The organism is Brevibacterium sp. AGC70, assembly GCF_057334195.1.
Genome location: NZ_JBHFIH010000013.1, coordinates 97,711 through 124,225, shown reverse-complemented (window position 1 = coordinate 124,225; position 26,515 = coordinate 97,711). Strand labels below are relative to the sequence as shown.

Sequence of the window (26,515 nt, the reverse complement as noted above, 5' to 3'; positions counted from 1 at the left end):
TGAGGCTGAGGCTCACGCAGTGAGGTTCAGACGCTCCCGCGTTGGAACGCCAGTTCGAGGACGAACAGGTGGACGGCGTGCCCCAGCACCAAGCCGGCGGTGAGGAAGCTGAGGACGATGTCGAAGACACCGAAATCCGTGTAAGCCGGAGGGTCAATATACCCGGGGGACTGCAGCAATGTGGATCCGATGACGGTTGATCCCACCAGGATTGCGATCAGACCGCTCGTCGACAGTTTTCCCATTGCTGCGAAGGCCAGCAGCAGTGCTGTCAGAAGCAGGACGAGCAGCGCCATCAGGTCGTAGCCAGGTCCGAGACGCACCACCTCCTGCCACAGGTTTCCGTAGATGATCGAGCTGCCTGGTTCCGACTCGTAGTAGGGGAAGAACGTCAGCGAGATGACCAGCAGGCACAGCGGTCCGTAGAAGCGGGCGTAGATGGCGTTGGTTCGCGTGATCCGTGAGTTGAGGAGTTCGGCTCGGATCATCTGCTCGGGCAGAGTCATGTGCTGTCTGTCCTTACCCTCAGTCATCGCTCGCCGAATTCGGTGACCTTCGAGCCACGACTGCGGTCACTGCTGAGGCGAAGACAAGGGTGAGCATGCTCAGGCCGATGCCGAAGACCGAGGATCCCGGACTCGGTGGGACCTGAAGACCGTTCCTCGCCTGAGGTCCGATGCTTCCCACCGGTGTCGTGGCCCCGGCGGTGCCGACACCGGTGTCTGTATCGCTGGTGGGGATGACGGGCAGAACCGAGAACGATTCGCTCAAGTGCTCTTCGTCCATGCTCTGCTCCGACGTGATCTCAGCATGGTAGCCGCCCGCGTAGGTGTTGAGCGGTCGGCCGGGTGGGCCGCCGATTGGAAACATCACCGTTCCATCGGTTCGAGCTCGTCTTCTGTCGTGGATGGCTTCGATGCCTCTTGGCGTGGATGCGATGTCGAGCCGCACCTCCTCACCCGGAAGGAAGCCGGTGGCCGTGATGGTCACCGCTTCGTTGTCGGTGATGAAGTCGGTGGCGGCCAGGGCCCGTGGACTGACGTCGACGATCGTCGGCTCTCGGTCTGCGTATTCGTCGGCCGCAGCAGGGCAAGGTTGCAGGGCAGTTCCAAGAATGCAGCCGGTGGCCGTGATGGCCAAGGGGGTCCGCCATTTCGGTGGGCGCATGTGTATTCTCCAAACGAATGTCGAATGCGATTGTTCAGATGTGATTGGATTCTGATTGAATTCGTCCGCAGGCATTGAAATGGATCATTGCCTCGGGAAAAGGGAACCGTGGTGGAATTTGACCACAATGATTTCTCGGAATAGCCGCGGTGCTGCTTCGGCGATTGCTAAGAAAGCTACAGTTCGACGATTGCAGGAGACAAGGAAAGGACAAGACTCACGAGTCATGCCCGCGAAAAGCCGCGTGACAATATGGATTTCACGGACATGTCGGGTGAGGATCGTTCGGTGTTGGACACAGCCGCGAGCGGCGGGTTATGTCGAGGTGGGACGGTGCCCAGCAGCTGGTCCTGCCTGCGTCGTCGCACGCAGCAGTCGATCCGAGAGTGCGCGGAGCTCCGCATTGAGCTCCGGTGAGTCCTCGACGACGAACTCGACGTCCAGCCTGGCCAGAGTCAGCGCCATGGTGCTGACAGTCTCCGCCCCGATCATCACCGTCGAGCGTTGTTCGTCGAGGGCCTTCACAGTGCCTTCGGCCGGCATCAGCATGGTCATGACCTCGGATGCCGCAGCGTCTACGATGACTGTTGCAGAGTGTCTCCACCTGCTGGCCGAGACGTTGCGCTCAACGTAGGCGCCGATGTCTTCGGCCGGGAGAGCCCGGGGCTCGAAGCGTCGACCCCCAGGCAGTTTGGGCACGATGTGTTCGACCCGGAAAATCGTCCAAGCCTCTTCCACAGGGTCGAAGGTCAGGAGAAACCAGCGATGCTGATGGTTCACCAGCCGGTAGGGCTCCACCTCGAACTCCCCGCTGTGCTCCCTGTTCGACGGTGTGCCTCCTGGATCCGAAGAGGCGTCAGTCTCGGAGGTGTAGGTGAATCTGAACCTCTCGTGGCTGTGGCAGTACTCGATGATCAGGGTCAGCAGATTCGGGTCGACGATCGGCATCGGGTGGTTGCCGGCCAGCGGGACTGTGAAATGGGCTAGGTTCTTCACGCGGTTGCGCACGCTGGCAGGCAGTATCTGCTCGAGCTTCGCCAGGGCCTGTGCCGAAGTCTCTTCCATTCCGCCGATGATGCAGCTCAGGCCGGAGTGGAGTCCCACAGCAACGGCGACGGCTTCGTCAGGGTTGAGCAACAGCGGCGGCACAGCCGATCCGCCGGACCCCAGACGGTAACCGCCCTCCCCGCCGCGGGTTCCCTCGACAGGGTAGCCGAGGTCGCGCAATGTGCCGATGTCGTTGCGTACCGTGCGTGAGCTGACGTTGAGGCGCTCCGCCAACTCCGTGCCGGACCAAGTGCGAGGAACCATCAGCAATGACAGTAATCCGAGTAGCCGCGCTGCAGTTTGTGACATTTCCTGTTGTCTCCCTCGATTTAGGAAGACCTCCTGCCTAATCAAACAATAGCATCAGAGTTCTGAATTCGTAATGAGCTGCATGCGGCATCGAAGCCGTGACGAAAATGGAGGAACAGAGGGATTCATGCATACGCAATTAGCTCCTCATTCTGGTTCGAGGAGACAGCGCGGGATGATTATCAACGATTATCTGGATCGCTACAGATCAGCTCGGAAGCAGGACAAAGGCTGGATTCTCGATGAGATCGTCGTCATGACTGGGTGGTCTCGGGACCATGTCCGCAGGCTTTTGGCCCAGGTGGCACGAGGGCGGAAGCCGCTGCTGGGCGAAGCTGATCAGCCGCGTCGCAGGGAGGGCAAATATTCCGACGAGGCCAGGGCTGCATTGGAGCAAGTCTGGGATTGGTCCGGTCGGCAGAGTGGAAAGTATCTGGCCGCCGCCATGCCTGTGCTCCTCGATGCTTTGGAGCGTCACAGTTCCCTGACAGACGGTGAGGATGGATACAGCCGGGGAGTGCGGGAGGAGCTGCTGTCCGTCAGCCCGGCCTCGATCGACCGTTACCTGCAGTATGCCCGAACCTGTGACTTTGCGACTCGCAATGTGTCAACGAGGCGCTCTCACGCTCCCAGTGCCGAATTCCTCGACTTCGCCGGCGGGGAGAATGAGAATGAGCCTGGCTTCTTCATGGCCGATACCGTTGCCCACACGGGTTCAGCCCTCAGTGAGGGCTCCGTATTCACCCTCAACGCCACCTGCCTGCACACCGGGTGGGTGTTCACTCGAAGCCTTGCAGACAACGCTCCAGACCTCGTCGCCGATACTCTGCAGTGGTCGCTCGACGAGATCACGGGCATTCCCTTCTGGGTCAACGCCGTCGAATTGAGCAACGCATGTGAGAGGGTCCACGAAGCGGTCGCCTCGTGGGCGCAGGCACTGGATATCCACTACAGCCCAGTGCAGAAGGATCATCGGCGAGATCGGCTGCCGGAGGCTTCGAAGCATCAGCATCTGGTCCACGAGTACGGGTTCGTCAATCGCTATGACACCGAGGAGGCCAGATGGGCGCTCAACCATCTGTGGAGGGCGGTCAACGATCGGCTGAATTTCTTTACACCGATCCGGAAGCCAGTCGCCTGGGTGAAGGACTCGAACGGTCACCGCAAACGGATCTACGACGATCCTGCGACGCCGCTGCACCGTTTGAGCGCAGCGGGCATCATGTCGCCTGTTCAGGAGGCCGAGCTGATCACCTACCGCAATAGTCTCAACCCCGCGAAGCTCGCTGCAGATATCAGGCGGTGGCAGAATGAACTCAGTGAGATCACCGAGCTGGCGGGGTGAGTGGGCTGTCGCAGGTGTCGGGCGCTCCGATAATAAAAACTTCAATCTTAGCAGGCAACCCTGCCAGGAAACCACCCCTAGGGCGACTTTGAGACAAGTCGTTATTGGGGGATTACAATCGCGTAACTTCCGGGTACAGTAAAGATCGATTGTGATCTGACGAACCTTCGAAACTCGGCACAAGGTTACGTGCCAACCCGAGTTTGAATCGCTCCCGTATGACCGGGATGCGGTCTTTCAGCAGGGGCTGACCGAGGGTGGAGACGGACCACCTTCGCTGAGGATGTCGGTGTGCAGCCCGGCCATCCTCGAGCACCGGGCGAACCGGTTGTCAGAAGAGCGTCTTGGGAGATGGCTATGGAGTTGCGTGCACTGATGGAAGAGGACGACTGGTGAGGGCGAGCGGGAGCCTGGCACGGCGCAGCATACGGGAGAACTCATGATCCAAGCCGTCGCCATCGCCATGATCGCCTATGCGGGAGTGGCCGTGTTCATCATCATCCTGCTGTTGTCCAAAGCCGATTACGGACGATCGTGGCGCGATCGCAGAGATGCGGCGCGGATGGGGTTCTTCGTCCCTGTCTGGCCGCTGTTGGTGGCGTACCTGATCTACCGCGCGGTATCGCGCATGTGGCACATGGCCGATTGGGGTCAGGCGCGCTGACGATGGTGCCTCCGATTGTCGGGGTGCTGACAACAGCGTGACTGACATCAGGGTGCTGACTTCGGTCACGCCGACGTCGGATGTTCACATGATCAGATGGGCAAGCGCACTGCAGCCCACCCTGTGCCAGTCTGTGCTTGGGCTCAGTCGTTGCTTCGACTCAGTCGTTGGGCTGTCGCGAGTAAGCGATGAGTGCCCGATACAGATCGAGCGGTGCGCAGTTGGCGCCCTTGGCCAGTGACTTCACCAGTTTCCGATAGGTCTGGTAGTCAGTGTGATTCGGGTTGGGCGATTCGAGCAGACCGTATTCGTGGAGGACACCCGTGGCGCGCGAGTCCATGATGGTGAATTTCTTCGGGTCATATGCGGTGAGCAGAGTGCTCGCGAGCGGTCCGCCGACACCGGGCAGAACCTTGAGGAACGGCAGCCGGAGGTGGTTGGGTGTGTCCTCGTCGAGGGCCACTGCGGTCACATACTCAATGTCATCGGAGTCGAGGCCCTCAAATGTCGCCTGAGCGGCGACGGCCTTCCATTCGGCGACCTTGAGGAAATGCTTGCGCTTGTACGACTCGCGCTTGACGACCTTGGGTCCAATGGAATCGAAGATCTCAGCCTCGGCATCCGTGACGATGTACTGAGGTTCGAACCGCAGTACGAATGCTGTGTCAATGACGCCGCTGGAATGGGTTTCGGTAGAGGAGTCCATTCCGTGATTGTACAGAGGGGCACTGGCCGGAAGATGAACTTCTGACGGTGTATCTTCACCCGAATTCGCGGACCTCGCGGCGACCTTGTCCACGGTTCTGAAGTCATCGACCTGGCGTGGGTTGTCAGTGGGGAGGGGGGATCTGGGACGGCATGGCGGGACTGAGCAGACGCTGAGTACGACTACGATGTCAACGTATCGCAGAGTATCCAGTAGTCCGTCCCCGCGGCAGGAGAAAGTCATGGCCGAAAAGACTCCCCCTCTTTCCGAGCCACCCGCAACTCGCGTCGAGGCACCTACGGCGAGGCAGCCGTTAACTGAAACGGATGCCTCCGCTGGCGAGGATCGAGCATTGAGAGATCGAGTGCGAGGTCGAGCGCAGACTCTGGAGCGAGGCAGGAAGGGCGTCTTCACTAACACGATCCGGCACATGTTCAGTGATCAGGGACTTGATCTGGCGGCGGGCTTGGCGTTCTACGCGCTGCTGTCGATGGCCCCGGCCACCCTGGCGCTCGTGTCGATGCTCGGCGTCGTCGGGGAGGCGAAGTCCACCACCGAGGCGGTTCTGGGCCTGGCCTCTGATCTGTCGACCGAGGCAGCCGAGGCGATCCGTCCGATCGTCACCGAACTGGTGTCGACACCGGCTGCCGGTCTCACTCTTATCGTCAGTGTCGCCGTCGCGATCTGGTCATCATCGAAATACGTCGGTGCCTTCGGCCGCGCGGCGAACAGAGCCTATGCGGTTGAGGAGACCCGGCCGCTCTGGAAGCTCAAACCGATGATGCTGTTCATCACCCTGCTTCTGTTGCTGCTCATGGCAGGACTCGGCCTGCTGCTAGTGGTGTCGGGACCCATCGCGGAATCCATCGGCAAGCTTGTCGGTTTGGGCCCGGTGGCGGTGATGATCTGGAGCATCGTCAGGTGGCCGGTGGTGATCTTCTTCGTCATGCTCGCAATTGCTCTTCTCTACTTTGCGACTCCGAATGTGAAGAAGTCGAAGTTCCGCTGGTCGAGCATCGGGGCATTCATCGCGCTCATCACCCTGATCGTCGTCTCACTGGGATTCGTCCTCTATATCAATAATTTCGACAACTACAACGCCGCCTACGGGGCCATCGGTGGTGTGATCGTCGGGTTCGTGTGGCTGTGGATGGTGAATCTGGCTTTGATCTTCGGCGCGGAACTCGATGCTGAGATCGAAAGGACGCACGCTTCGGATTGAGACACCTGACTCCGGACTGCGACGCCCAGGCTTGGGCCGGAGATGGGCCGGAGATGGGCCGGGCTTCGGCCCCGGCCACCCGGTGCCGTATGGTCAAATCATGAGCTCCGAGAAGTCTGACGGTTCGACGTTCACCCCAGCACTGCTGGGACTTGTGTGGACTGCGATGTTCGGATTCTCGGCGTTCTTCTTCAGCTATTCGACGATGGTCTCGATCGCGGCCGTCAACGGACTCTCGACAGTCACCGGCGGTTCGGTTCTGACGACGATGATGGTCGGCGTCATCGGCGCTCAGCCCTTCGCACCGTGGGCAGGCAGAGTGCTTGGTCTCAAGGGCGCGTTGTTCTTCGCGCTGGGTCTGCAGCTGTTGGGACAGGTCCTCGGTCTGACAGTGCCCGCTCCGCTGCTCGGTTTGGTGCTGGCCGGGCTGTGCGGGGGAGTGGGCTTCGGACTCTTCGTGGTTCTGGCCAATGCCGCGGTGCCGTCCACGACGTCTCCTGGCCGCATCGGCAAGGCGCTTGGCTTCTTCGGCGGAATCACTTCATTGGCCTCTGCCGTCGGAGCTCCATTCGGACTGTGGCTGGTCGGCACGGTCCCCGTCTGGACCTTCAGAATGATTGTGTGCTTTTCGCTGCTCCTGGCGGTGCCGACCGTCGTGAAATTCCTGCCGGGCCGAGAACCCAGACCCGCGAAGGTTTCGATGAACGATTCCGCGGCCACGGCTCGCAGCGCAATGAGAGGCCGCAGGTCTTCGCGCAGGGCAGGTCGAAGCCTCGGTGAAATCCTGTACCTGGTTATCATGCTCTCTCCGTTCCTCGTCGGTATGGTCGTCTTCGGTCTGATCATCGGGTTCGGCCCGGGCGAGGACGTCGCTGGAGCTGCTCTGTACATCGGCGCAATGCAGGTGTCGGCCGTGGTCGGACGGTTCGCCGCGGGTGCCATCGCCGACCGCTTCTCCCCGTTCGCGCTCAATCTGTTGGGCCTTGCCATGGCTGTCATCGGACTGGTCGTCGCCGTCATCGTGTTCGGCGGGATGCTTTTCCTAGCGATGATGATCATCGGCCTGGGTTTGGGCACACTGCAATCGGCGAGCCTGGTGATGGCGTTTTCCAACGTCAGCACCCCGGCGAAGGCCAGCGTCGCCTGGAACATGAATTTCGATATCGGATTGGCCATTGCCGGAGTTCTCGGAGGGCTCGGTTTCACCTACCTCGGCGATGCAGCGACATTCCTTCTCTGCGCATTGCTGCTGCTTCTCAGTGGTGTGGTGTCCTGGATCCTGCGAACGCTGCGCCGCTCAGACTAGTTGCCTGCGCCACTCACTATGGCCTCATGTGGGGCCAGCTTGGACATCCAGATCGGCCAGCAGTCCTACAGCGGCCCGCGTGTATTCGCCGATCCAGCGGTCGTGGATGCGCTTGATCGGCAAGGGAGCCAGTGCCAGCTGGCGGGTCCTGCCGACGCGATGCCCGCCGATCAGCTCCGCTCTCTCCAGGACACGGATGTGCTGGAGGACCGTCGTGCGATCGAGATCGGAGAAGGCGGCGCACACCTCTCCTGTTGTTCGGGGCTCGTCACGCAGCATGTCGAGGATCCGGCGACGGGTGGAATTCGCCAGCGCTTTGAACACGGCATCGTCGCGTTCGTCTTCGTCGACGGGTGAAGCCATTCCATTTGCAGACGACATGTGATAAAAATATCACATGAATGATGAACAGAGCACCAAAGATGCACAACTGGAAGAACTCTCTTTCACAGTCATGGGCTACATCTCGAAGACCCCGCATGAGACCTTCGAAGCCGTGGCCGACCCAGCGCAGCTCTCGAAGTACTTCACCACAGGCGGTGCACGCGGACGTTTGGACTCCGGCGCCGAGGTGACCTGGGACTTCGCGGATTTCCCCGGTCGGTTCCCGGTTGAGGTCCTCGAGTCCGTTCAGGACGAGAAGATCGTCATCGCGTGGGAAGGTACGGAGCATGCCACGGAGAAGTCCACGACGACGACCTTCGAGTTCTCTCCTGTCGATGACGGAGCTCGGACTCTTGTCACGGTGACCGAGAAGTCGTGGAAGATGACCGTCGGGGGCGCAGAGGGTGCCTTCGGCAACTGCATGGGCTGGACCGGCATGCTCGCCGCTTTGAAGGCCTGGGTCGAATACGGCATCGACCTGCGCGAAGGTTTCTACAAGTAGTCAGCCAGGCGTATTCTGCCCGTGCGAGTTCTTGATGAAGAAGGACCCGACGATACCGAATATGCCGATGACCGCGGCAACGAAGAAGGCGACGTCCGCGCCGTGAACCAGCCCCTCGACTCCGTAGACTTCGGGGTCGCGTGTTGTGGAGACCATAATGGTGACCAGGACAGCGGTACCCACCGAGGCGGCAATCTGGCGGAAGGTGTTGTTCAGCGCCGTCCCGTGTGGGATGAGGCTCTGCGGCAGCTGGTTGAGTGCTGCCGTGGTCACCGGCATCATCACCATGGCGACTCCGAACATACGGATCGTGTTGACCACGGCAAGGAAGGTGAACGAGGTGTCTGCCTCGAGGTCGGCGAACAGGAATGTTGTGACGGTGAGCAGGGTGAACCCGGCCACGGCCAACCACCTGGCGCCGATGGCGTCGAAGATGCGGCCGGTGACCGGAGACATCAGCCCCATCACTGCCGCACCCGGCAGAAGCACCAGGCCTGATTCCATGGCGGAGAAGTCGTTCATGTTCTGCATGTAGAGCGGCAGGATCATCATGCCGCCGATCATGACGATGAAGACGCACATGCCCAGTGCGGTGTTGAGGGTGAACATACGGTAGCGGAGCACTCGGAACTCGAGCATCGGCTGGTCCAGCTTGAGCTGGCGTGGAATGAAGATGGCCAAGGAGATCACGCCTATGGCGAGGGGGATGATGACCTCGAGGCTCAGCCAGCCTGCGTCACCGGCGGTTCCGAAGCCGAAGAGCAGCCCGCCGAAGCCGAAGGTCGAGAGGATGACCGAGGCGACGTCGAGCTTGGGGTACGTGCGTTCGGTGACGTTCTTGAGGATGAAATAGGCGACGATGATGTCGATGATCGCAATCGGCAGCATCATGTAGAAGAGAACTTCCCAGGGCAGGTGATCAACGATCCAGCCCGAGAGGCTGGGCCCGATTGCCGGAGCGAAGGCGATGACGAGGCCGAACGTGCCCATGGCGGTACCGCGCTTCTCCACCGGGAAGATTGCGAACAGGATGGTCTGCATCAGCGGCATGATGATGCCTCCGCTCGAGGCCTGAATGACACGTCCGAGGAGAAGGACGGGATAGGTGGGCGCCAGCGCACAGACGAGAGTGCCGACGATGAAGAGGAGCATTGCGGTGAGGAAGAGCCCGCGGGTGGTGAATTTCTGGATCAGGAAGGCCGTGATCGGAATCATGATGCCGTTGACCAGCATGAAGCTCGTCGTCACCCACTGCGCAGCGCTGGCCGTGATGTCGAAGGACTGCATGAACGCGGGCAGTGCGGTGTTGAGCAGCGTCTGGTTGAGGATGATGACGAAGGCACCGGAGACGAGGACTGCCAGGACCACATTCCGATTGATCGGCTTGCCATCGGCTGCTGTGTACTGCCCGTCGTCCTCTTTTGTCACCGAAGTTCCCTCTTTCCCCTCAACGTCTGACTTTGCCGGCGCAGCCGGCAGCAGTGCAGATCCGACCATCCGTACCGCGTCGGTGCTCAACCGCGCCGTGCGAGTCTACTCCCCGTCGGATCAGACTCTGGGGGCAGGGTTTCAGCGGAGGTCAAGGCGCAGATGACACCGGATCAGGAAACATGTGTGTGAGCTGACCGAGCTGATCGCCGCCCCAGCCACCCGGCTGAGGGGCGACAGGGGCACGATCGGCAGGCGACTACCTGCTCACACGATCCGGGTCGGCGGAGACTTGGTCTTCGATGGATCCGTTTCGGGCAGATCACCGAGGGCGTCATCGATGCGGGAGAGCGCCTCGGCGTCGAGCTTCACACCGGCTGCGGCGACGTTCGACTCCACCTGTTCGGGACGTGATGCGCCGACAAGCGCGGTCGCAACATTATCGTTGGCGAGCACCCAGGCGATGGCGAGCTGTGCCATGGTCAGCTCGAGGTCGGCCGCGATCGGCTCAAGCTTGGCTACCGCATTGACCGTCTCATCGTTGAGATAGCGGTTGGTGATCATGTCCTTGCCGCCCTTCTCATCGGTGGCCCGTGACCCGGCAGGGGCAGGCTGGCCAGCCTTGTATTTGCCGGTGAGCACACCCTGGGCGATCGGTGACCACACGACCTGCGAGATCCCGAGCTCCTTCGAGGCTGGGATCACCTCGGACTCGATGACGCGCCAGAGCATGTTGTACTGCGGCTGGTTCGACACGAGCTGGATGCCCAGGTCTCGGGCCAGATAGTGCGCGGCACGCAGCTGATCGGCGTTCCACTCGCTCACGCCGATGTAGAGGGCCTTGCCCGCGCGGACGAGATCCGCGAACGCCTGCATGGTCTCTTCCAGGGGGGTCTCGTAGTCATACCGGTGTGCCTGATAGAGGTCGACGTAGTCGGTGCCCAGGCGGGACAGAGAACCGTTGATCGACTCCATGATGTGCTTGCGGGAGAGTCCGGTGTCATTGTGGCCCTTGGGGCCGGTGGGAAAGTACACCTTGGTGAAGATCTCCAGGGATTCGCGACGCTGGCCCTTGAGTGCATCGCCGAGGACCTGTTCGGCCACGGTGTTCGCATACACGTCCGCGGTGTCGAAGGTGGAGATGCCTGCGCCGAGGGCTGCACGGACACACTTCGTTGCCGTGTCGTTCTCCACTTGGGAGCCGTGGGTGAGCCAGTTTCCGTAGGTGATTTCCGAGATCTTCAGGCCGCTGTTTCCAAGATATCTGTGCTCCATGGACTCAGCCTACTGCTGGAAGGCAAGCTTGTCAGTGCCCTCGGAGCATCGTCGATTCGAATGCCGCTGACGTCCTCGCCGAGGTGGCCGTGGGCGGTGCGTTCTCCGCGAGGTGTCCGCGCAGGATGTTCGCGAACCCGGTGGAGTCGCCCTCGCGCAGGTGTTCGACGAGGGAGACGTGCTCGGCGATGATCTCCTCGCACCGGTCGAGGAGGCGGTCTCCGGAGGCGAAGAGGATGAAGCGGTGCCGGTCGGAGAGCCGTGAGTACAGTTCCAGCATCACGGCGTTGTCCCCGGCCTCGACGAAACCACGATGGAACTCAAGTGTCAGGTCGATGAACGCGGCGATGTCACCGACGTCGAAAGCCTCGCGCTGAGCTCGAATCGAGGCGTCGAGGGCGTCGGCCAGCTTCTGCCGCAGCGGATCCGGGGCCCGGTCGACCGCCGTGGTCTCCAGCACGAAGCGGGCGTCGGCGAGCTCGGCGACGGTGCGCTCATCGACTCCTTGGACGATGGCTCCGCGCTTAGGGTAGATGACGATCCACCCCTCGTCCTGCAGTCTGGCAAGAGCCACTCGCACCGGAGTGCGGCTGACCGCGAGATCAGCTGCCAGGCCCGCTTCGCCCAGCATGGTTCCCGGCTGATGGGTGCCGTTGAGGATCTGAGTGCGGATGAGCTGATAGGCGCGCTCGGCTGCGCTGCGGGTCTCGCCACTGCCCGTCACGATCGCACGCTCCTCTCCTGGTCGATTGGCGGACTCATGATCTGCCACGTCGATCATCTCACTCAATGCGCGTGGGAGGTCTCCGAAGCGTCATCCTCGGCGACCGATGGTGCGCGGTGTCGGCCCGGCCAGCGCATGAACGGCACCGCCCGGATCGAGAAGCTCAGGGTGATGAGGAGGACTACGGTGGCCATCATATTGATCCACAGGAACCCTCCGGCCTCGAGCACAGGTCCGGCCATCGCGGCCATGAGCGCACCGCCGAGGTTCATCGCCGCATCCGATGCTCCCTGCAGAGTGACCTTCGCATGTCGTGGAACCGAGGCCGTCAGCAGCGCCGATCCTCCGATGAGGAACATCGACCAGCCGATTCCGAGGAAGATCAGCGCGGTGCTGAGCAGGATCATGGAAGAGACCTCGGCCGTGGCATCGACCACGCCGAGGGTGATCGCCGTGGCGAAGACGAGGACGCCACCGGCGATCACGGTTCCAGGCCCCCATCGGTCGGCCATCCACCCGAAGACGGGGGAAAGGGCGTACATGCCGGCGATGTGTACGCTGACGACAATGCCGATCGCCCCGAGGGAGAACTCCTGGTGGTCCATGTGCACGGGCGTCATGACCATGACGTTGGTCATCATCATCTGACCGGCGATGATCGTGACCATGGCAAACAGCGGCACCGGGCGGGCAAGTGCGAAGCGCAGTGCCGGACCCAGCTTCATCGTCGGCGGCTGGTCGGTGGGGTCGCTGTGTTCGGTAGATTCGGGGACCGCCTCGGAGGCACCCGGCTTGATCTTCTTGGTCAGCGTCGACGCGACCAGGGTCGCCAATCCGAAGGCGGTCATCGAGATCAGGTACGGTCCGGCGAGTTCGTTCATGCCCAGTGCCGCGCCGAGGTGCGCGCCCGGTGCAGTGAAGCTGGGTCCGAGCACGGAGCCGACCGTCGTCGCCCACACGACCAGTGACATGGCCCGCCCAGCATTCGCGGGATCGACGAGGTCGACCGCGGCGTAGCGGGCCTGCAGGCCAGAGGCCGTCGCGGACCCGCACAACATCATGCCCAGCATGAACAGCGGAAGGAACTGGAAGGCGACACCGAGCAGGACGACCGTCGCGCCCAGCGCGCCGATGCCGAATCCCAGGGTCAGGGCGGTCCGACGTCCGGTCTTGCCTGCCAACACGGCAAGAGGATAGGCGATGAGGCCGGCGCCGAGGATGACGCTCATCTGCGCGATGCCCGCCATCGACGTCTTGCCCGTGATCTCCTCGGCCAGCAGCCCGCCGACGGCGTAGCCGGAGGCGATTCCGGCTCCGGAGAGCAGCTGTGCGGAGATCAGTTTGGCCTGTGCGCGCGTGCGGGTCTTCATCGACGCCTTCCTTCTTCCTGAAAGATACCCACACAACGTATCTTGGATCCATCTTGGATACAAGATGATCTCAGGACTGCCGAGTTGGCTGCATACCGCTCGTGATGTCCTTCGCGTCACCTCGGCGGGTGACAAGGGCTTCTCCGCAGGAATGGACGCCTCGCAGTTCAAGCATACGAACGCGTCTCTCGCCCACGTCACGATCACTCGGTTGGGCCAGGTGTGCGAAGCGGTCTAGAGCTGCGACCTGCCTGTGGCCGGCGCATCGGCATCCCATCGGTCCTCGAATCCGTCAACCTCCACCGCCTCATGGGGTGGGCGAAGGCCACGGAACTCATCCTCACCGGCAGCCGTTTCACCGCAGCTGATATGGACAGATGCGGCTTCCTCAACACGGTCGTCGAGGATTCCACGGTCGAGGACCGGGCGCTGAGCTACCTCCTCGACACGATGAAGGCCTCGCGCGAAGTCATCGCTCAACAGAAACGACTGCACCGCACGTGGAAGAACAGCTTCGAACGCGAGGCGCTGGCCGACAACCGGAAAGAGTTCGCGCTCGCGTTCGCACGGAAGAACAACTGACCGACGAAGCTGTCAGGGTTTGCCCGCCGAGGTGACTGTGGGGTGAGATGGGCGAGTGGACTTTCTGGTGTTGATATTGGTCGGCGCTCTGGTCGGACTGACGACTGTGCTGTTCGGATTCGGCGGCGGCTTCGTCACCGTCCCGATCATCACCCTCATCCACGCCGACCTCGGCAGTGACACGGCACGGGTGGCCGCAGCCACCTCGGCGCTGGTGATGCTGGTCAACGCCGTGGTCTCCACGATCTCGACCAAACGCGAGGCCCTGGCCCACCTCAAAGGGGAATGGTGGCTGTTCATCCTCCTCGCTGCCGGCGGAGCATTCGGTGCCTTTTGTGCCGAATTCGCCCCCGAAGCGCTCCTGAAGTGGGGCTTCGTCGTCTACATCGCCGTGACCGCCATCGACCTGCTAGTCCGCCCCGGCTTCTTCCACCGAGGTGGTGCGAAGGCCCGCAGGAAAGATGGGAAGGGCGGCGATGGTCGGAATGGTGGAGCCGGAGCAGTCAGCGACGCAGATGATCTGGGTGACGGCGGTAGAGGCATCGCCGCCCTGTTCGGTTTCCCGATCGGCGGCTTGGCGTCTTTCCTCGGCGTCGGCGGCAGCGTGATGACGGTGCCGATGATGCGCCGGTCCGGGGCGACGATGACCGTGGCGACCACGTTGGCCAATCCGCTGACCTTGGTGATCATGCTTCCAGCGGTCTTCGTCACAATCACCACTCATGCCTCCACCGAGGTCCCGGGAATGGTCGGCTCTGTGGACCTGCGCTCGGCACTCGCCCTCCTCATCGGAGCGATCCCGCTGATCGTGCTGCTGCGTCGCCGTGTGCCCAAGATCCGGGAGATCGTCCATGCCTGGGGCTACGTCATCCTGCTGATCACAGCCGGAGTCGTCGTCGCTGCGTCGTGAGGTCAGAACGGCCACTTGACGGGGTGGTGGAACCGAGAAGCTCGCTTGAATCGAGTGTCCTCTTACTGAGGGCCTCGCTCGGCGACGCTGACCCATCGAGCTAATCTCTTCATGCGCATTATGCATGCAATTCGAGAATAAACGCCGGGCGGAGCAGAGGAGTCAGGTGCGACGATGATTCTCAGTTCACAACATCGTCACCATCACAGGAGATCCTATGATCCGCCAGTCTGTCGACAACGGCATTCTCACCGTCACCATCGACAATTCTTCTCGTGCCAATTCGCTGACTGCCGACGCCCTGGTCGAGTTGCGCGAGACTTTCCAGACGGCATCCGTGGACCAGGAGCTGGGTGGTGTGCTCGTCAACGCCGTGGGCGACAAGGGATTCTCCGCAGGGATGGACACGTCGCAGTTCGAGCACAATAGTTCCACCCGGGCCTTTGAGACCATCACGCTGCTCGGAAGCGTGTGCGAAGCGGTCAAAGAGTGCGAACTGCCGGTCGCGATGGCCATGAAGGGATACGTCATCGGCGGCGCCGTCGAAATCGCAGCAGCCGCCGACTTCCGTGTCGGTGGGCATTCATCGTGGTACTCCATGCCTGAGGTTCGCATCGGCATCCCTTCAGTGCTCGAATCGGTCAATCTCCACCGCCTGATGGGGTGGACGAAGGCCAACGAGATGATACTGACAGGCAGACGATTCACTGCGGAACAGATGGAGCGGTGCGGATTCCTCAACACAGCGGTCGAGGACGCCACGGTAGACGAGGTTGCCGTTGCGCTTCTGCGCGACACCATGGAGTCCGACCGCACGGTCATCGCCCAGCAGAAGCGACTCTTCCACACCTGGAAGAACATGTTCGAGGCCGAGGCGCTCACCGATTCACGCAAGGAATTCTCGCTGGCCTTCGCACGGAAGAACGACTGATTATGGGCATCCTCAGCGGAGTCCGCGTTCTCGAACTCTCCCGCACACTGGCTGGCCCCTTCGCCGGTCACGTGCTGGCCGATCTGGGCGCCGACGTCATCAAGATCGAACAGCCCGGCAGCGGCGATGAGTCGCGGTCGTTCACCCCGCCGACCTACTACGGTATGAGCTGCTATTTCCATGCCGTCAACCGAAACAAGAGGTCCGTGACTCTCAATCTCAAGGATCCAGAGGACCTCGAGGTGCTCTACGAATTGGCTGCTGAGGCCGATGTCGTCACCGAAAGCTATCGGACGGGTGTGGCTGAGCGCCTCGGCGTCGACTATCCCACTTTGGCCAAGAAGAACCCACGGCTGATCTACCTCTCGGTCTCCGGATACGGTCGCATCGGTTCCCGCGCGACCTGGCCGGCTTACGACATCGTCATGCAGGCAGAGTCCGGCATGATGTCGATCACTGGGAACGCCGATGGCGAACTGGTCAAGATCGGTCCGTCGATCGCCGATGTCACCACAGGACTGTACGGAGGACTGGGCCTGCTGGCGGCTCTCTACGAACGGGAGAAGTCGGGTCAGGGCCAGTACCTGGACGTTGCCATGTTCGACGCGCAATATGGAATGCTCAACAACTGGCTGCTTGCTGCGCTCTCGACAGGAACAGCTCCACAGCCGATGGGGCAAGGCAACCCGGCGCTGGCGCCCTACCAGATCATTTCTACGGCAGACAACGGTTACATGCTTGGGTGCGGCAATGACGCTCATTTCACGCGTTTCTGCCGGGCAGTGGGACTGGACCTCCTGCTCGAGGACGAAAGATTTGCCACGAACGCCCTGAGAGTCGAACACCGTGACGTCCTTATCGGCCTCATCGAGGACTACACAGTTACTCTCAGCGCCGATGACCTGGATGCGGCCGTGAAAGAGGCGGGTGTACCAGGGTCGAAGGTTAACACATTGACCGATATCGTCGAGAGCCCATTCACCGCTGAACGGGGAATACTTCAGCCGTTGGAGGATGCGCCGGAGGTCAAAGCGGTCAAATTTCCGGTGACGTTTGAACGCACACCCGTCGAAAGTTACAGATCTGCGCCGGAACTCGGTGCCGATCGACCGCTGTGGCGATGATGCTGCGGCGCTGACAGCGCAGAACAAGAAGGAAACAAAAAATGAGACAGAGACAATGGAGTCGACGCGGTGTCACAGTGCTGATGCTGGGCAGTGTGTCGGCCGCGATCGTCGGCTGCACCCCAGTTGTCGCGGGTACTGCCGACGATTTTCCGGACCGACCGGTCGAACTGGTCGTGCCGTTCTCCGCTGGCGGTCCGACAGACATAGTTGGGCGCATCGTCGCAGACGGCTTGGCACAAGAGCTGAGCACCGATGGTCACAGAGCACAGATACCCGTGGTCAACAAGACGGGCGCCGGAGGCATCGTCGGCACGGTCGACGTGATGAATTCCAATCCTGACGGGTACAACCTGACTATGGTCACGGGCACCTCCTATGGTTCACAGCCACACTTCGATTCCACCCCGTATGGGCCTACGGACCTCACTCCGATCGCCGAGCTGACGGCGCTTCCAAACGTTCTGGTGGTGAACTCGGATTCCGATATCACGTCTTTCGAAGGCTACATCGCCGAGGCCAAGAAGCGATCGGGCGGAATGAGGTACGGGACGACCGGAGTCGGTTCTTCTGCTCATGTGAATTTCGCGGCGCTGTCGGGTGAGGCGGAAATGAAGACTTCTGACGTCCCCTATGAAGGCAACGCCCCGATGATTAATGCGGTCCTCGGCAACAATCTCGACAGCGCAGTCATCCAATCAATTGATGCCATCCCCAACGTGAAGTCAGGCGATTTTCGTCCTTTGGTTGTGCTCGGATCACACCGGCCCGAGGGCTTCGAGGATGTCCCGTTAGCAACGGACTTGGGTTATTCGATTGACAACGACCTCTTTTTCGGGATTGCCGGACCACCGGATATGACTCCTGAGCTCGTCACCCTGCTGGAAAAGAAGATTGAAGCGACTTTGAATAGGAAGGCAACGAAGGAGCGTTTCGCCAATTTGAAGATGAAGCCGACGTTCAAGGGCAGTAGCGCGTTTCAGTCAGACATCAGCGACATGGGAACGGTGGTCGACAAGGCCAATGAGTTCAACGGAGGACCACTGAAATGATCACGGCCACGATTCACAAATCGTCGAAGAGCGCGGTGTGGTCTCGCCTGATCCTTCCACTCGCGCTCATCCTCCTCGGCATCCTCATCATGGTCCTGACACCATTGCAGGTCATCGATTCGACGACCGACCCGGTCGGCCCGAGGTTTCTTCCATTCCTCAGCGGTTCGGCAGTCACGCTGGGCGGCCTGGCAGATCTGATCCTGCAAATGACGACAAGGCCGGCTGCCACTGTTGAAGGCTCCGACGAGGCCCAGAGCTCCGACGATCCCCTGGATCGGAAGGCTCGGCTGATCTCATACGGACTGATCTTGGCTGGGATCGCTGTCTGGGTCTACACGACAGTGCTGATCGGCTACGGTCTGAGCTCCCTGATCCTCATGTCCCTGACCGCAGTGGCTTTTGGGCTGAGACGACCTGTGCAGCTGATCATTCTCGTCGTTGTCACGATCGGTGTGACCTATGCCGTCTTCGCCGAGCTCCTGCGTGTGCAACTCTCACTGATTGGTTGGTGATCGCTGATGATCATGGACATATTGGGTTCGATTTTCAACATCGCTTCGATACTTGCGATGATCTTGGGGCTCTTCGCCGGGATCATCATCGGTGCCCTGCCCGGTCTGGGCGCAACGATGGGGGTCGCCTTGCTGCTACCCATCACCTTTTCGATGGACATCACGGCAGCCATGATGCTCCTCGTCGGATGCTACTGCGGCGCGATCTACGGTGGCAGCATCTCAGCGATTCTCATCGGAGCACCTGGAACCGCAGCCTCCGCGGCAACGGTCGCCGATGGGTACGCCATGGCCAGACGCGGCTTCGCCAAGCGCGCATTGACATTGTCACTGACCGCGTCGGTCCTCGGGGCTCTGATCTCAGGAATCGGTCTGCTCGTCGGTGCCCCGGTGATCTCCGCCGCCGCTCTGAAGTTCTCGTCTCCGGAGTTCCTCCTGCTTGCCCTGGGAGGTCTGATCCTAGTCGCCGGTATCGAAGGTTCATCATTCGTGCGGGGACTGATCTCTGCAGCGATAGGGCTGTTCATCACCACGATGGGGATCGATTCGATCTCGGGAACTGCTCGCTTCACATTCGGCCAGGTGTCGCTGATGTCGGGCATCGACTTCATCCCGGTCATCATCGGGCTCTTCGCCCTTGCCGAAGTGTTTCGCCAGGTGAGTGCCCCTAAGCTGAAGGCCACTACCGGCAACCGATTGACTGCGAAAGAGCCCGAGCGCCCACACGAGGATCGGATTTCGCGAAGTCTGTACGCAAAAACGGTGGGCAGGTCAGGACTGATCGGCTATGTCATCGGTGTTATTCCCGGATTGGGCCCTACCGTTTCGGCATATATGGCGTACTCACGTGCCAAGGCGGTCTCGAAGAAGCCCGAAGCGTTCGGCCGGGGTTCGGAAGAAGGGGTGGTCGCGGCGGAGACGGCCAACAACGGCACCTCCGGTGCAACGCTGGTTCCTCTGTTGACATTGGGCATTCCCGGAGACGCAGTCACAGCGGTGCTCCTAGGCGCGTTTCTCGTCCAAGGGTTGACACCAGGTCCTCTTCTCATCACCGATGAGCCTGTTCTCGTCTATTCGATCATCGTCGGATTCATCGTGATCAACATCCTCATGTACTTCATGGGCAGGACGTTGCTTCCGCTGTTCTCACGAGTATCGCGGATTCCGAACACGATCCTCATGCCGATCGTGGTCCTGCTCTGCGTGCTGGGCACCTACGCACTGAACAATTCGTATTTCGATGTCCTTGTGATGGCCGCCTTCGGCGTGATCGGCTTCCTCATCACAAAGGTCGGGCTACCGGTGACGCCCATGCTCATCGGTGTCGTCCTCGGCGAGATGATCGAGTCGGAGTTCCGCCGTTCCCTGATCATGTCGGATGGAAGTTTCGACATTTTCTTCGCCCGGCCGATCTCACTTGCGCTGATTGTGGTGTTGGTCGCGTTCATCGGGTTCAAGATCTGGTCGGCGCTGCGGAAGAAGCGCAGTTCCAAGAAGATTCGCGGACTCACGGCGTTATCGGGCACTTCTGAGGCTTCTGCGGAGGAGCCGACAGAGTCGGTTGATGAAAAACACTGAGCTGGAACGCCTTTGGTACGTCATTTCGTTGTCAGCATGTTGGCGAAGTGACGCACTAGTGCGGTCTGTTCGGAATCAGTGGTCGCGACACAGACGATTCGTCGGTACCCCTCGAGCGGTGTGGTCACCAACTGGCGGATCCGCATGATCCCGAGGTTCGATTCGGGGACGATGGATGAGCCCAGGCCGGACTCGACCATACCGGCGATCGTCAGCGGGCTGTTCGTCAGAGTTTCGGGCTGATAGGCGATGTCCTCGAGCTGGCTGATCTGCGACATGCAGCGATGGACGCTTGCTGCAGTAGTGAATCCGACTGTGGAGTGGCCAAGAGCGTAGTCCCACGTCATCTCGCTCGGAACTTCGGTGCCCGGGGGACTGACTAGGGCAAATCCTTCGGAGAGTATCGCTGTGAGATTGAGGTCATCGAGCTCGGGGAACAGCTGCCGTTCTCTGCCGTCTGGCAAACGGAGCAGGCAGGCGGAGATGGCGACGTCGACCGTTCCGGCCTGGAGTTGTTGCAGGGCGCTGCCCGAAATGTCATCTGTCGCCGTGATCGTGGCCTGCGGGTGAGATTGTCGAAATGCGTCGGTCCACGACCCCAGGAACTCAAATGCCATGGACGGCAGAATCGACAGCCGCACCTCACCAGTCTCTCCCGCCAGCTCGTTGCGAAACTGTCGCATGTTGTGGATGTAGGAATTCTGCAGCGCCGACGCGGTTCGGGTGAAAATTTCGCCTTCCAGGGTGAGCCTGAGTCCGGCGGTGCTTCGTTGAAAGAGTGTTACGGAGAGCTTCCGCTCCAGCCTCTGTAGGATTCGGCTCAGCTGTGATTGAGACAGATGCAGATCCTCAGCGGCGTCAGTGATGCTTCCTGATTCTTTCAACGTGAGGAATATCAGCAACTCCTGAGCAGACGGCATATCCGCAGTCTCGGATGCGGCTGGCGAGCTTGTCGACATAGGTCCAGCTTAGTGCGAACTCGTGCTTGTCCTTGACCTCGCCCGTCGTCGCTGAACTGAGGAGACTGCGCCAATACTCGGTGCAATCTGTCTCCAAGCGCCGGCCGGCTACCTTGGCGTCGACAGCCTAGGCTATAAGATGACGCTTCAGTGACAAGTGGACTGCTCGATGCGGCCCGGCGCTGGCCGGCCCCGCGCTACCCGTTCCGGCGGCGCTCACGCAGCACGGTGGGCAGGCCGAAATAGATGGGTGGCCGCAAGGAGACTCCCGGCGCACGGGCGGAGAATCCGCTGCCACCGGTTCCTGCGCCAGCAGGTCCTGTGTCGCTCGCCCCGCCCAGTGCCCACGCACTCTCCCAGCTGATGAGCTCGCCGGCGTGGCAGACGGGATCGCCTCCGCCGTAGGGCGGTTCGGCCCAATGCCACAGGTTGACCCCGTACTCGATGAGGGTGAGCTTCTCTTCCTGTTCCCGGGCGGTGTTCTCTTTGACCAGTGCCGCAAGCACCCTCGCCGAGGTGGTTTCGAGCTCCGTCCACCCGTCCTGTCGGTGGGGAAGAAAGATCCACGTCCCAGCGGGGACGTCGGCGGGCACAACCTCCTTCGCGATCATGACCGCGATAAACTCGTCCGTGGCACGGGTGTCGGTGTCTGAACCAGCGCCGCCCAGAAGCTCGGCGAAGCAGGTGCGGGCCACCTCGGCGGTGGGGGAGACGATGAGAATGTGGGGCGCCTCAGAGGCGATCTCCGCTCGGCGCAAGTGGGTGAAGGGGTTCGCACGCAGCGTCGCGAGCACCTGCATCCAGTGGTCGGGAACCGGGGCGTCAGTGATCAGGCCAGTGGTCTGCGGTCGTTCTGCATCGTGTCGCAAGATCGCCTCCCTTCTTCCTTCGTCACCGACGAATTCGTGCTCCTCCACCATGGCATGAATCGGTGTCCTGCCTCAGCTATTTGCCTGTTTGCCTGTCGCTTGACGGTGCTGACTGGGCCGGACGCCGTATTCGCGGTGGAAGGCGGTGCTCAGAGAGTAGCCGCTGGAATAGCCGACTTCGTGGGCCACGGACTCGACTGTGGCATCGGTGCGCTCGAGGAGGTCGGCGGCCAGGCACAGTCGCCACCCGTTCAGATACGACATCGGAGGCTCGCCCAGCAGATCAGTGAAGCGGCGCGCCAAGGTGGCACGCGAGACGAGTGCCTGACGCGCCAACGTCTCGACGGTCCAACCTCGGTGTGGGGCCTCGTGCATGGCTGTCAACGCGGTGCCCACGATCGGATCTGAACTCGCCCGATACCAGCCCGGTGCCTTCGCCTCAGGCAGGGCGAACCAGTCACGCAGGGCACCTGCGAGAACCAGATCGAGCAATCGGTCGAGGATGGCCTGCTGGCCCGGTTCTTCACGCAGGATCTCTGCCTCCATCAACTGCAGCGCCGCTGTGCGCTGCACGGCCCGCGGCACGACGAGGACCCGTGGCAGAGTGTTCAGCAGGCGATCGGCGATGCGCCCCGTGACGGTGAATGAGCCGGTCAGCATGGCGTCATCTGCATCCAACTGCACCCCGCACGTTCGAGCGCCCAGCGCGATGTTCTCGGACTGCGCGCCGCCCTCAGCGAAGCACACTCCGGTCTGGGTCTGAACGTACATGGGGATGGGGTTCGCTGCGGGGTCGCTGGTCACGTCGAAGGGTGCTGGTCCGACGACAATGGCGATGTCGTGGGCGAAGAGCTGATGGGATTCTTCGCCGTCGACGATCCATGCTTCCCCGCGCAGCATTGTGATCAGGGACAGAGAAGCGTCCTCTGCAAAGGTGGCGCACCAGGGCGGGTTCGCGAGAGTCCGGCCCACCAGCGCGCCGGAGGAACGGATGTGTGTGAGTACATCGGAAAGCGTGTCCACACCCCCAGTTTAGACGCTGAATGATCTTTATGAGACTGTGGGCGATTCTACGTCTCACTCATGTGCGGTGAGATTGGCATATGAACTCATTTCATGAACCTACGCCAGGCCGCGCCCACTGGGTCTACACGCACCCACGGGCGGATTCCTTCAACCAGCACCTGTTCCGGACAGGTTGCTCTGCACTATCCGAACATTATGACGTGACTGTGTCCGACCTCTACGCCGACGGATTCGACCCGGCACTGAGTGAGCGTGATCTGGGAAGCCTGTCCACGGTTCCCGGCAACGTCTCGGACCTGGCAGGTGAGGCGTATGCACGTGGCGAAGTTGAACCCGAGGTCAGGCGAGAGCAGGAGGCCCTGGCAGCCTCTGAGCTGCTGGTGCTGCAGTTTCCCCTCTGGTGGTACGGGCCTCCCGCGATGCTGAAGGGGTGGCTTGACCGGGTGCTGCAGACCGGATTCGCACAGGGGGACCTCGACGAGGACACGGGGCTGCCGCGCCGGTATGGCGACGGTCGGCTGATGGGGAGGAAGGCTCTGATCATTGTCACCGCTGGGGACGATCAGCGCACGCTGAGTCCGCGCGGCATCAGCGGCGACCTGGAATCTCTGCTCTTCCCTTTGACGCATGGTGCCTTGTGGTATGTGGGGATCGAAGCGCTTGACCTCCACGTGGTCTATGACGTGGAAGCTATCGGCGAAGCCGGGCGCGAGGAAGAGCGACAGCGACTGGCCGATCGGCTATCGGGCCTTCCCCGCGAGCGGGTCCGCCCGTATCGGAAGATGCTGGGCGGAGATTATGACCGCCGGACCCGGGCCTTGGTTGACGGCGTGAATCCCGGACGCACGGACCTGGCCATCCACCTCAGCGACTGAACGGGTTGGGGGAGTGACCTGCGTGACGTCGATAACGAATGCGTCTCTATGTGTCCGCAGGTCGTGCAACGGACACGGTTCAGTCATATCATATCTGTAGTGGATCGGGGGTCGGCGGCATTGCCGATCACGGTCCACGACCATGTTCCCCACCCTTGTGTACGACTGGACACCCATGCCCTTTTCCGCCTTCCTCAACCATGCCTCGACACGTCTGCGCGCTGGCATGGTCTTCTCCTTCATCACAATTCTCAGCCTCGTCCTCCTCTCCGCCTGTGCCGATGGCGGCGACGTCGAGACCAGCGCCGATGATGCATCCTGGACCTCGGAAGCCGGCCCCGCGACTGAAGAGGCCACCGGGCAGGAAACCGAGCCCGAGGCCACGGCGCCGAACGAAGACGCCGCGGACAGCGAAGGTCAGGACAAGCCAGAGGAGACGGAACAGGGCCGAGCCGGCGGAACGACTGCCGGTGCAGCTCTCGCGGTGCTTCAGGAACTGGAGGTCAAGGGCCGGGCTCCGAAGACCGGCTACGACAGGGGCCTGTTCAAGTGGCGATCGGATGCCGACCACAATGGCTGCGACACCCGCAATGACGTGCTGCGCCGGGACCTGAACGACATCACCCTCAAGGCCGGGACGAAGGGCTGTGTCGTCATCGCCGGCGATCTGAACGACAAGTACAAGGGTGAGATCTACGCCTTCGACCGGGGCCCGAACAACATCGACATCGACCACATCGTTGCCCGCTCCAACGCTTGGCAGACCGGTGCCGCGAAGTTCGACGAGGGCACACTCAAGGAATTCGGCAATGACCCGCTCAACCTGCTGGCCGTGGACTCGAGCCTCAACAGGCAGAAGGGCGACGGGGATGCAGCGACCTGGCTGCCGCCGGCCAAGAGCTACCGCTGCGAATACGTCTCCCGCCAGATCGCGATCAAACACAAGTACGAGCTGTGGGTCGTCAAGGCCGAGAAGTCCGCGATGGAACGAGTCCTCAGCGCGTGTGATGATCAGCCCGCGTTCACGAAGGATGTCGCATGGCCAGAACCCGGCGCGGGTGACAATGTGAAGACCGCACAAGACACCCCGACGAAGAAGCCAGCATCGTCCGGTTCGAAGTCGAGCTCCGGTTCGAAGAGAGAATCGGGTGAGAGGTCGACGTCATCCGGCTCGGGATCATCGGGCTCGGTCTTCTACAAGAACTGCACCGCGGTTCGTGACGCCGGTGCCGCACCCGTTCGCCGAGGTGACCCGGGGTATGCGTCTCACCTTGATCGCGACGGTGATGGAATCGGCTGCGAATAGTTGTCGAGGCGGCCGAGCGTGACAGTTTTATGACAGTTTCGATTTCAACAGATAACGAATCGGTTACCGAATGCTCAGGGTCGTTCCCTATAGTGACAACCTGCCCTAACATTTCAAGCGTGTCCAATTCGATGAACTCCGCAGTCGCGACTCGCAGCGCTCGGATTCGGGCAATGTCCCTTCTTGCTGTATCTGTTCTTGCCTTGCTCTCCGGGTGCGGCGGCAGCGGCTCAAGCCAGGTCAACGGAAGCGAAGTTTCCTGGTCGACCGGCGGAGGCGGCACAGCGGATTCCGACCCGGTTCCCTCACGACCTTCAGCCTCGGCGGCACCCGCCCAGGGAATTCGACCGCACAATGACCAGGAAGTGCCCGCCAATTCAGGTCCCGATGTCTCCGCGCAGAACGAGTCGAAGCCTGCAGCCGACGGTGAAGACGGCAGCGATTCTCCACAGGACAGCGCAGGCACCGCCGAGTTGAGCCCGGCACGTTCGATGCTCGACGAGCTTGAGGTGAAGGTCAAAGAGCGCAGGACCGGTTACGACCCGGAACTCTTCGACTGGAATGCGGATGTCGATGACAACGGCTGCGATACACGCAACGATGCGCTCAGGCGCGACCTCAAGGATCTTAAGATCGAGGCGGAGACCAACGGCTGTGTTGCCATCGCCGGTGATCTCGATGACAAATACCTTGGTGAGTCATACGCCTTCGAGCGCGGATCTGCTAATGTCGACGTCGACTACATCGTCTCCGGCTCCAACGCCTGGCAGACCGGGGCTTCGGGCATGTCCGTCAGCGAACTGCGGGAGTTCGGAAACGACCCGCTCAACCTGCTGACCGTGAGCGCGAATGTCATCCGGCAGAAGGGCGGCGGCGACGCGGCCGCATGGCTGCCGCCGAACGAGGATTTCCAATGCGAATATGTATCCCGGCAGATCGCGATCAAGCACAAGTACGGACTGTGGGTGGCCTCTGCTGAGAAGGACGCGATGGAGGCCGTGCTCGACACGTGTGCGGATCAGCCCGCCTTCAACAAAGAAGTGGCCTGGCCGGAACCGGGCGAAGGTGAGAGTGTCAGTGCCGAATCAGCCGCTGAGGAGACCCCGGAGGAGTCTTCGGACGAGTCTTCGGAGGCGAACTCAACAGAATCCTCAACGAGTCCGACCGGTGACAACACGAACCAGAATGACGGCGACTCAGACTCGACCGACGGCCGCGCGGATGGCTCGACCGATGAAACAGAGACCGCTTCACCGGAGGAGTAGACCGCGATTGGCCGCCGAGGCTGTCGTCAGGCGGGCACCGGCCGCTTAGTCGACCACGGCTGCAGAGCCGCGCG

At 61.4% G+C, this 26,515-nt stretch carries 28 protein-coding genes; 16 read left to right on the top strand and 12 right to left on the bottom strand.

What is annotated here, in order from left to right; genetic code table 11:
• Positions 1 to 26 precede the first annotated feature (26 nt).
• The 3 genes from ACE03M_RS09410 to ACE03M_RS09400 form a co-directional block, all read right to left on the bottom strand.
• Positions 27 to 506 (bottom strand): hypothetical protein, encoded by a 480-nt coding sequence (locus tag ACE03M_RS09410; protein ID WP_485933740.1) that lies wholly within the window; start codon positions 504 to 506, stop codon positions 27 to 29.
• A gap of 19 nt (positions 507 to 525) precedes the next feature.
• A complete protein-coding gene (locus ACE03M_RS09405; protein WP_485933739.1) occupies positions 526 to 1,167 on the bottom strand; it encodes a hypothetical protein in 642 nt (213 codons plus the stop codon).
• 315 nt (positions 1,168 to 1,482) lie between these two features.
• Positions 1,483 to 2,523, bottom strand: coding sequence for a helix-turn-helix transcriptional regulator (locus ACE03M_RS09400; RefSeq protein WP_485933738.1), 1,041 nt, complete (start codon positions 2,521 to 2,523; stop codon positions 1,483 to 1,485).
• Positions 2,524 to 2,698: 175 nt separating this feature from the next.
• On the opposite strand from ACE03M_RS09400, the gene ACE03M_RS09395 reads away from it, so the two are divergent.
• Positions 2,699 to 3,868, top strand: coding sequence for a hypothetical protein (locus ACE03M_RS09395; protein WP_485933737.1), 1,170 nt, complete (start codon positions 2,699 to 2,701; stop codon positions 3,866 to 3,868).
• A gap of 439 nt (positions 3,869 to 4,307) precedes the next feature.
• Positions 4,308 to 4,532 carry a hypothetical protein gene (locus tag ACE03M_RS09390; protein WP_143920505.1) on the top strand — a complete coding sequence of 75 codons (225 nt, stop codon included), beginning with the start codon at positions 4,308 to 4,310 and terminating at the stop codon, positions 4,530 to 4,532.
• A 160-nt stretch (positions 4,533 to 4,692) separates the two neighbouring features.
• Here ACE03M_RS09390 and ACE03M_RS09385 read toward each other — a convergent pair whose 3' ends face one another.
• Positions 4,693 to 5,238: a hypothetical protein gene (locus ACE03M_RS09385; protein WP_186292943.1), complete on the bottom strand. Its 546-nt coding sequence runs from the start codon at positions 5,236 to 5,238 to the stop codon at positions 4,693 to 4,695.
• A gap of 430 nt (positions 5,239 to 5,668) precedes the next feature.
• On the opposite strand from ACE03M_RS09385, the gene ACE03M_RS09380 reads away from it, so the two are divergent.
• Both ACE03M_RS09380 and ACE03M_RS09375 read left to right on the top strand, forming a co-directional pair.
• A complete protein-coding gene (locus ACE03M_RS09380) occupies positions 5,669 to 6,460 on the top strand; it encodes a YihY/virulence factor BrkB family protein (RefSeq protein WP_485933735.1) in 792 nt (263 codons plus the stop codon).
• Between the two features lie 100 nt (positions 6,461 to 6,560).
• Positions 6,561 to 7,766: an MFS transporter gene (locus ACE03M_RS09375; protein ID WP_485933734.1), complete on the top strand. Its 1,206-nt coding sequence runs from the start codon at positions 6,561 to 6,563 to the stop codon at positions 7,764 to 7,766.
• Between the two features lie 24 nt (positions 7,767 to 7,790).
• Here the strand turns inward: ACE03M_RS09375 and ACE03M_RS09370 are convergent, their stop codons facing one another.
• A complete protein-coding gene (locus ACE03M_RS09370) occupies positions 7,791 to 8,147 on the bottom strand; it encodes an ArsR/SmtB family transcription factor (protein WP_485933733.1) in 357 nt (118 codons plus the stop codon).
• Positions 8,148 to 8,163: 16 nt separating this feature from the next.
• Here ACE03M_RS09370 and ACE03M_RS09365 point away from each other — a divergent pair, with 16 nt between their 5' ends.
• Positions 8,164 to 8,652: an SRPBCC domain-containing protein gene (locus tag ACE03M_RS09365; RefSeq protein WP_485933732.1), complete on the top strand. Its 489-nt coding sequence runs from the start codon at positions 8,164 to 8,166 to the stop codon at positions 8,650 to 8,652.
• Here ACE03M_RS09365 and ACE03M_RS09360 read toward each other — a convergent pair whose 3' ends face one another.
• The 4 genes from ACE03M_RS09360 to ACE03M_RS09345 all read right to left on the bottom strand — a co-directional run bounded on the left by ACE03M_RS09360 (position 8,653) and on the right by ACE03M_RS09345 (position 13,449).
• Positions 8,653 to 10,080: an MDR family MFS transporter gene (locus ACE03M_RS09360; protein ID WP_485933731.1), complete on the bottom strand. Its 1,428-nt coding sequence runs from the start codon at positions 10,078 to 10,080 to the stop codon at positions 8,653 to 8,655. It lies immediately after the preceding gene.
• A gap of 267 nt (positions 10,081 to 10,347) precedes the next feature.
• Positions 10,348 to 11,355, bottom strand: coding sequence for an aldo/keto reductase family protein (locus ACE03M_RS09355; RefSeq protein WP_485933730.1), 1,008 nt, complete (start codon positions 11,353 to 11,355; stop codon positions 10,348 to 10,350).
• A 31-nt stretch (positions 11,356 to 11,386) separates the two neighbouring features.
• The gene (locus ACE03M_RS09350; RefSeq protein ID WP_485933729.1) at positions 11,387 to 12,136 is read right to left on the bottom strand and encodes a GntR family transcriptional regulator; all 750 of its coding nucleotides are present in this window, start codon (positions 12,134 to 12,136) and stop codon (positions 11,387 to 11,389) included.
• A 5-nt stretch (positions 12,137 to 12,141) separates the two neighbouring features.
• Positions 12,142 to 13,449 (bottom strand): MFS transporter, encoded by a 1,308-nt coding sequence (locus tag ACE03M_RS09345; RefSeq protein ID WP_485933728.1) that lies wholly within the window; start codon positions 13,447 to 13,449, stop codon positions 12,142 to 12,144.
• Positions 13,450 to 13,513: 64 nt separating this feature from the next.
• Here ACE03M_RS09345 and ACE03M_RS09340 point away from each other — a divergent pair, with 64 nt between their 5' ends.
• The 8 genes from ACE03M_RS09340 (at position 13,514) to ACE03M_RS09305 (ending at position 20,141) form a co-directional block, all read left to right on the top strand.
• Positions 13,514 to 13,687 (top strand): hypothetical protein, encoded by a 174-nt coding sequence (locus ACE03M_RS09340; RefSeq protein WP_485933726.1) that lies wholly within the window; start codon positions 13,514 to 13,516, stop codon positions 13,685 to 13,687.
• Positions 13,672 to 14,031 carry an enoyl-CoA hydratase-related protein gene (locus ACE03M_RS09335; protein WP_485933725.1) on the top strand — a complete coding sequence of 120 codons (360 nt, stop codon included), beginning with the start codon at positions 13,672 to 13,674 and terminating at the stop codon, positions 14,029 to 14,031. The genes ACE03M_RS09340 and ACE03M_RS09335 overlap by 16 nt, the downstream gene beginning before the upstream one ends.
• A 67-nt stretch (positions 14,032 to 14,098) precedes the next feature.
• Positions 14,099 to 14,941 carry a sulfite exporter TauE/SafE family protein gene (locus tag ACE03M_RS09330; RefSeq protein WP_485933724.1) on the top strand — a complete coding sequence of 281 codons (843 nt, stop codon included), beginning with the start codon at positions 14,099 to 14,101 and terminating at the stop codon, positions 14,939 to 14,941.
• Between the two features lie 217 nt (positions 14,942 to 15,158).
• Positions 15,159 to 15,872, top strand: coding sequence for an enoyl-CoA hydratase/isomerase family protein (locus ACE03M_RS09325; protein ID WP_485933723.1), 714 nt, complete (start codon positions 15,159 to 15,161; stop codon positions 15,870 to 15,872).
• Between the two features lie 2 nt (positions 15,873 to 15,874).
• The gene (locus ACE03M_RS09320) at positions 15,875 to 16,996 is read left to right on the top strand and encodes a CaiB/BaiF CoA transferase family protein (protein WP_485933722.1); all 1,122 of its coding nucleotides are present in this window, start codon (positions 15,875 to 15,877) and stop codon (positions 16,994 to 16,996) included.
• 83 nt (positions 16,997 to 17,079) lie between these two features.
• Positions 17,080 to 18,048, top strand: a complete 969-nt coding sequence (locus ACE03M_RS09315) for a Bug family tripartite tricarboxylate transporter substrate binding protein (RefSeq protein ID WP_485933874.1) — start codon at positions 17,080 to 17,082, stop codon at positions 18,046 to 18,048.
• The gene (locus ACE03M_RS09310) at positions 18,045 to 18,563 is read left to right on the top strand and encodes a tripartite tricarboxylate transporter TctB family protein (protein WP_485933721.1); all 519 of its coding nucleotides are present in this window, start codon (positions 18,045 to 18,047) and stop codon (positions 18,561 to 18,563) included. The genes ACE03M_RS09315 and ACE03M_RS09310 overlap by 4 nt, the downstream gene beginning before the upstream one ends.
• A 6-nt stretch (positions 18,564 to 18,569) precedes the next feature.
• Positions 18,570 to 20,141, top strand: a complete 1,572-nt coding sequence (locus tag ACE03M_RS09305; protein ID WP_485933720.1) for a tripartite tricarboxylate transporter permease — start codon at positions 18,570 to 18,572, stop codon at positions 20,139 to 20,141.
• A gap of 20 nt (positions 20,142 to 20,161) precedes the next feature.
• On the opposite strand, the gene ACE03M_RS09300 is transcribed toward ACE03M_RS09305, so the two are convergent.
• The 3 genes from ACE03M_RS09300 to ACE03M_RS09290 form a co-directional block, all read right to left on the bottom strand.
• A complete protein-coding gene (locus ACE03M_RS09300; RefSeq protein ID WP_485933873.1) occupies positions 20,162 to 21,061 on the bottom strand; it encodes a LysR family transcriptional regulator in 900 nt (299 codons plus the stop codon).
• A 236-nt stretch (positions 21,062 to 21,297) separates the two neighbouring features.
• Positions 21,298 to 21,969, bottom strand: a complete 672-nt coding sequence (locus tag ACE03M_RS09295; RefSeq protein WP_485933719.1) for a hypothetical protein — start codon at positions 21,967 to 21,969, stop codon at positions 21,298 to 21,300.
• A gap of 72 nt (positions 21,970 to 22,041) precedes the next feature.
• Entirely contained in the window at positions 22,042 to 22,992 is a 951-nt protein-coding gene (locus ACE03M_RS09290) for an AraC family transcriptional regulator (protein ID WP_485933718.1), read from the bottom strand.
• An 80-nt stretch (positions 22,993 to 23,072) separates the two neighbouring features.
• Between ACE03M_RS09290 and ACE03M_RS09285 the strand changes: the two genes are divergently transcribed.
• The 3 genes from ACE03M_RS09285 to ACE03M_RS09275 all read left to right on the top strand — a co-directional run bounded on the left by ACE03M_RS09285 (position 23,073) and on the right by ACE03M_RS09275 (position 26,441).
• Complete coding sequence (locus ACE03M_RS09285) at positions 23,073 to 23,870, top strand: NAD(P)H-dependent oxidoreductase (protein WP_485933717.1); 798 nt, start codon at positions 23,073 to 23,075, stop codon at positions 23,868 to 23,870.
• A 175-nt stretch (positions 23,871 to 24,045) separates the two neighbouring features.
• Complete coding sequence (locus ACE03M_RS09280; protein ID WP_485933716.1) at positions 24,046 to 25,176, top strand: GmrSD restriction endonuclease domain-containing protein; 1,131 nt, start codon at positions 24,046 to 24,048, stop codon at positions 25,174 to 25,176.
• A 119-nt stretch (positions 25,177 to 25,295) separates the two neighbouring features.
• Positions 25,296 to 26,441 carry an HNH endonuclease family protein gene (locus ACE03M_RS09275; protein WP_485933714.1) on the top strand — a complete coding sequence of 382 codons (1,146 nt, stop codon included), beginning with the start codon at positions 25,296 to 25,298 and terminating at the stop codon, positions 26,439 to 26,441.
• Positions 26,442 to 26,515 lie beyond the last annotated feature (74 nt).

Coding starts and splice junctions, on each gene's coding strand:
- ACE03M_RS09410 (WP_485933740.1), bottom strand. CDS start 506: ATGACTCTGCCCGAGCAGATGATCCGAGCCGAACTCCTCAACTCACGG.
- ACE03M_RS09405 (WP_485933739.1), bottom strand. CDS start 1,167: ATGCGCCCACCGAAATGGCGGACCCCCTTGGCCATCACGGCCACCGGC.
- ACE03M_RS09400 (WP_485933738.1), bottom strand. CDS start 2,523: ATGTCACAAACTGCAGCGCGGCTACTCGGATTACTGTCATTGCTGATG.
- ACE03M_RS09395 (WP_485933737.1), top strand. CDS start 2,699: ATGATTATCAACGATTATCTGGATCGCTACAGATCAGCTCGGAAGCAG.
- ACE03M_RS09390 (WP_143920505.1), top strand. CDS start 4,308: ATGATCCAAGCCGTCGCCATCGCCATGATCGCCTATGCGGGAGTGGCC.
- ACE03M_RS09385 (WP_186292943.1), bottom strand. CDS start 5,238: ATGGACTCCTCTACCGAAACCCATTCCAGCGGCGTCATTGACACAGCA.
- ACE03M_RS09380 (WP_485933735.1), top strand. CDS start 5,669: ATGTTCAGTGATCAGGGACTTGATCTGGCGGCGGGCTTGGCGTTCTAC.
- ACE03M_RS09375 (WP_485933734.1), top strand. CDS start 6,561: ATGAGCTCCGAGAAGTCTGACGGTTCGACGTTCACCCCAGCACTGCTG.
- ACE03M_RS09370 (WP_485933733.1), bottom strand. CDS start 8,147: ATGTCGTCTGCAAATGGAATGGCTTCACCCGTCGACGAAGACGAACGC.
- ACE03M_RS09365 (WP_485933732.1), top strand. CDS start 8,164: ATGAATGATGAACAGAGCACCAAAGATGCACAACTGGAAGAACTCTCT.
- ACE03M_RS09355 (WP_485933730.1), bottom strand. CDS start 11,355: ATGGAGCACAGATATCTTGGAAACAGCGGCCTGAAGATCTCGGAAATC.
- ACE03M_RS09350 (WP_485933729.1), bottom strand. CDS start 12,136: ATGATCGACGTGGCAGATCATGAGTCCGCCAATCGACCAGGAGAGGAG.
- ACE03M_RS09345 (WP_485933728.1), bottom strand. CDS start 13,449: ATGAAGACCCGCACGCGCGCACAGGCCAAACTGATCTCCGCACAGCTG.
- ACE03M_RS09340 (WP_485933726.1), top strand. CDS start 13,514: ATGATCTCAGGACTGCCGAGTTGGCTGCATACCGCTCGTGATGTCCTT.
- ACE03M_RS09325 (WP_485933723.1), top strand. CDS start 15,159: ATGATCCGCCAGTCTGTCGACAACGGCATTCTCACCGTCACCATCGAC.
- ACE03M_RS09320 (WP_485933722.1), top strand. CDS start 15,875: ATGGGCATCCTCAGCGGAGTCCGCGTTCTCGAACTCTCCCGCACACTG.
- ACE03M_RS09315 (WP_485933874.1), top strand. CDS start 17,080: ATGCTGGGCAGTGTGTCGGCCGCGATCGTCGGCTGCACCCCAGTTGTC.
- ACE03M_RS09310 (WP_485933721.1), top strand. CDS start 18,045: ATGATCACGGCCACGATTCACAAATCGTCGAAGAGCGCGGTGTGGTCT.
- ACE03M_RS09305 (WP_485933720.1), top strand. CDS start 18,570: ATGATCATGGACATATTGGGTTCGATTTTCAACATCGCTTCGATACTT.
- ACE03M_RS09300 (WP_485933873.1), bottom strand. CDS start 21,061: ATGCCGTCTGCTCAGGAGTTGCTGATATTCCTCACGTTGAAAGAATCA.
- ACE03M_RS09285 (WP_485933717.1), top strand. CDS start 23,073: ATGAACTCATTTCATGAACCTACGCCAGGCCGCGCCCACTGGGTCTAC.
- ACE03M_RS09280 (WP_485933716.1), top strand. CDS start 24,046: ATGCCCTTTTCCGCCTTCCTCAACCATGCCTCGACACGTCTGCGCGCT.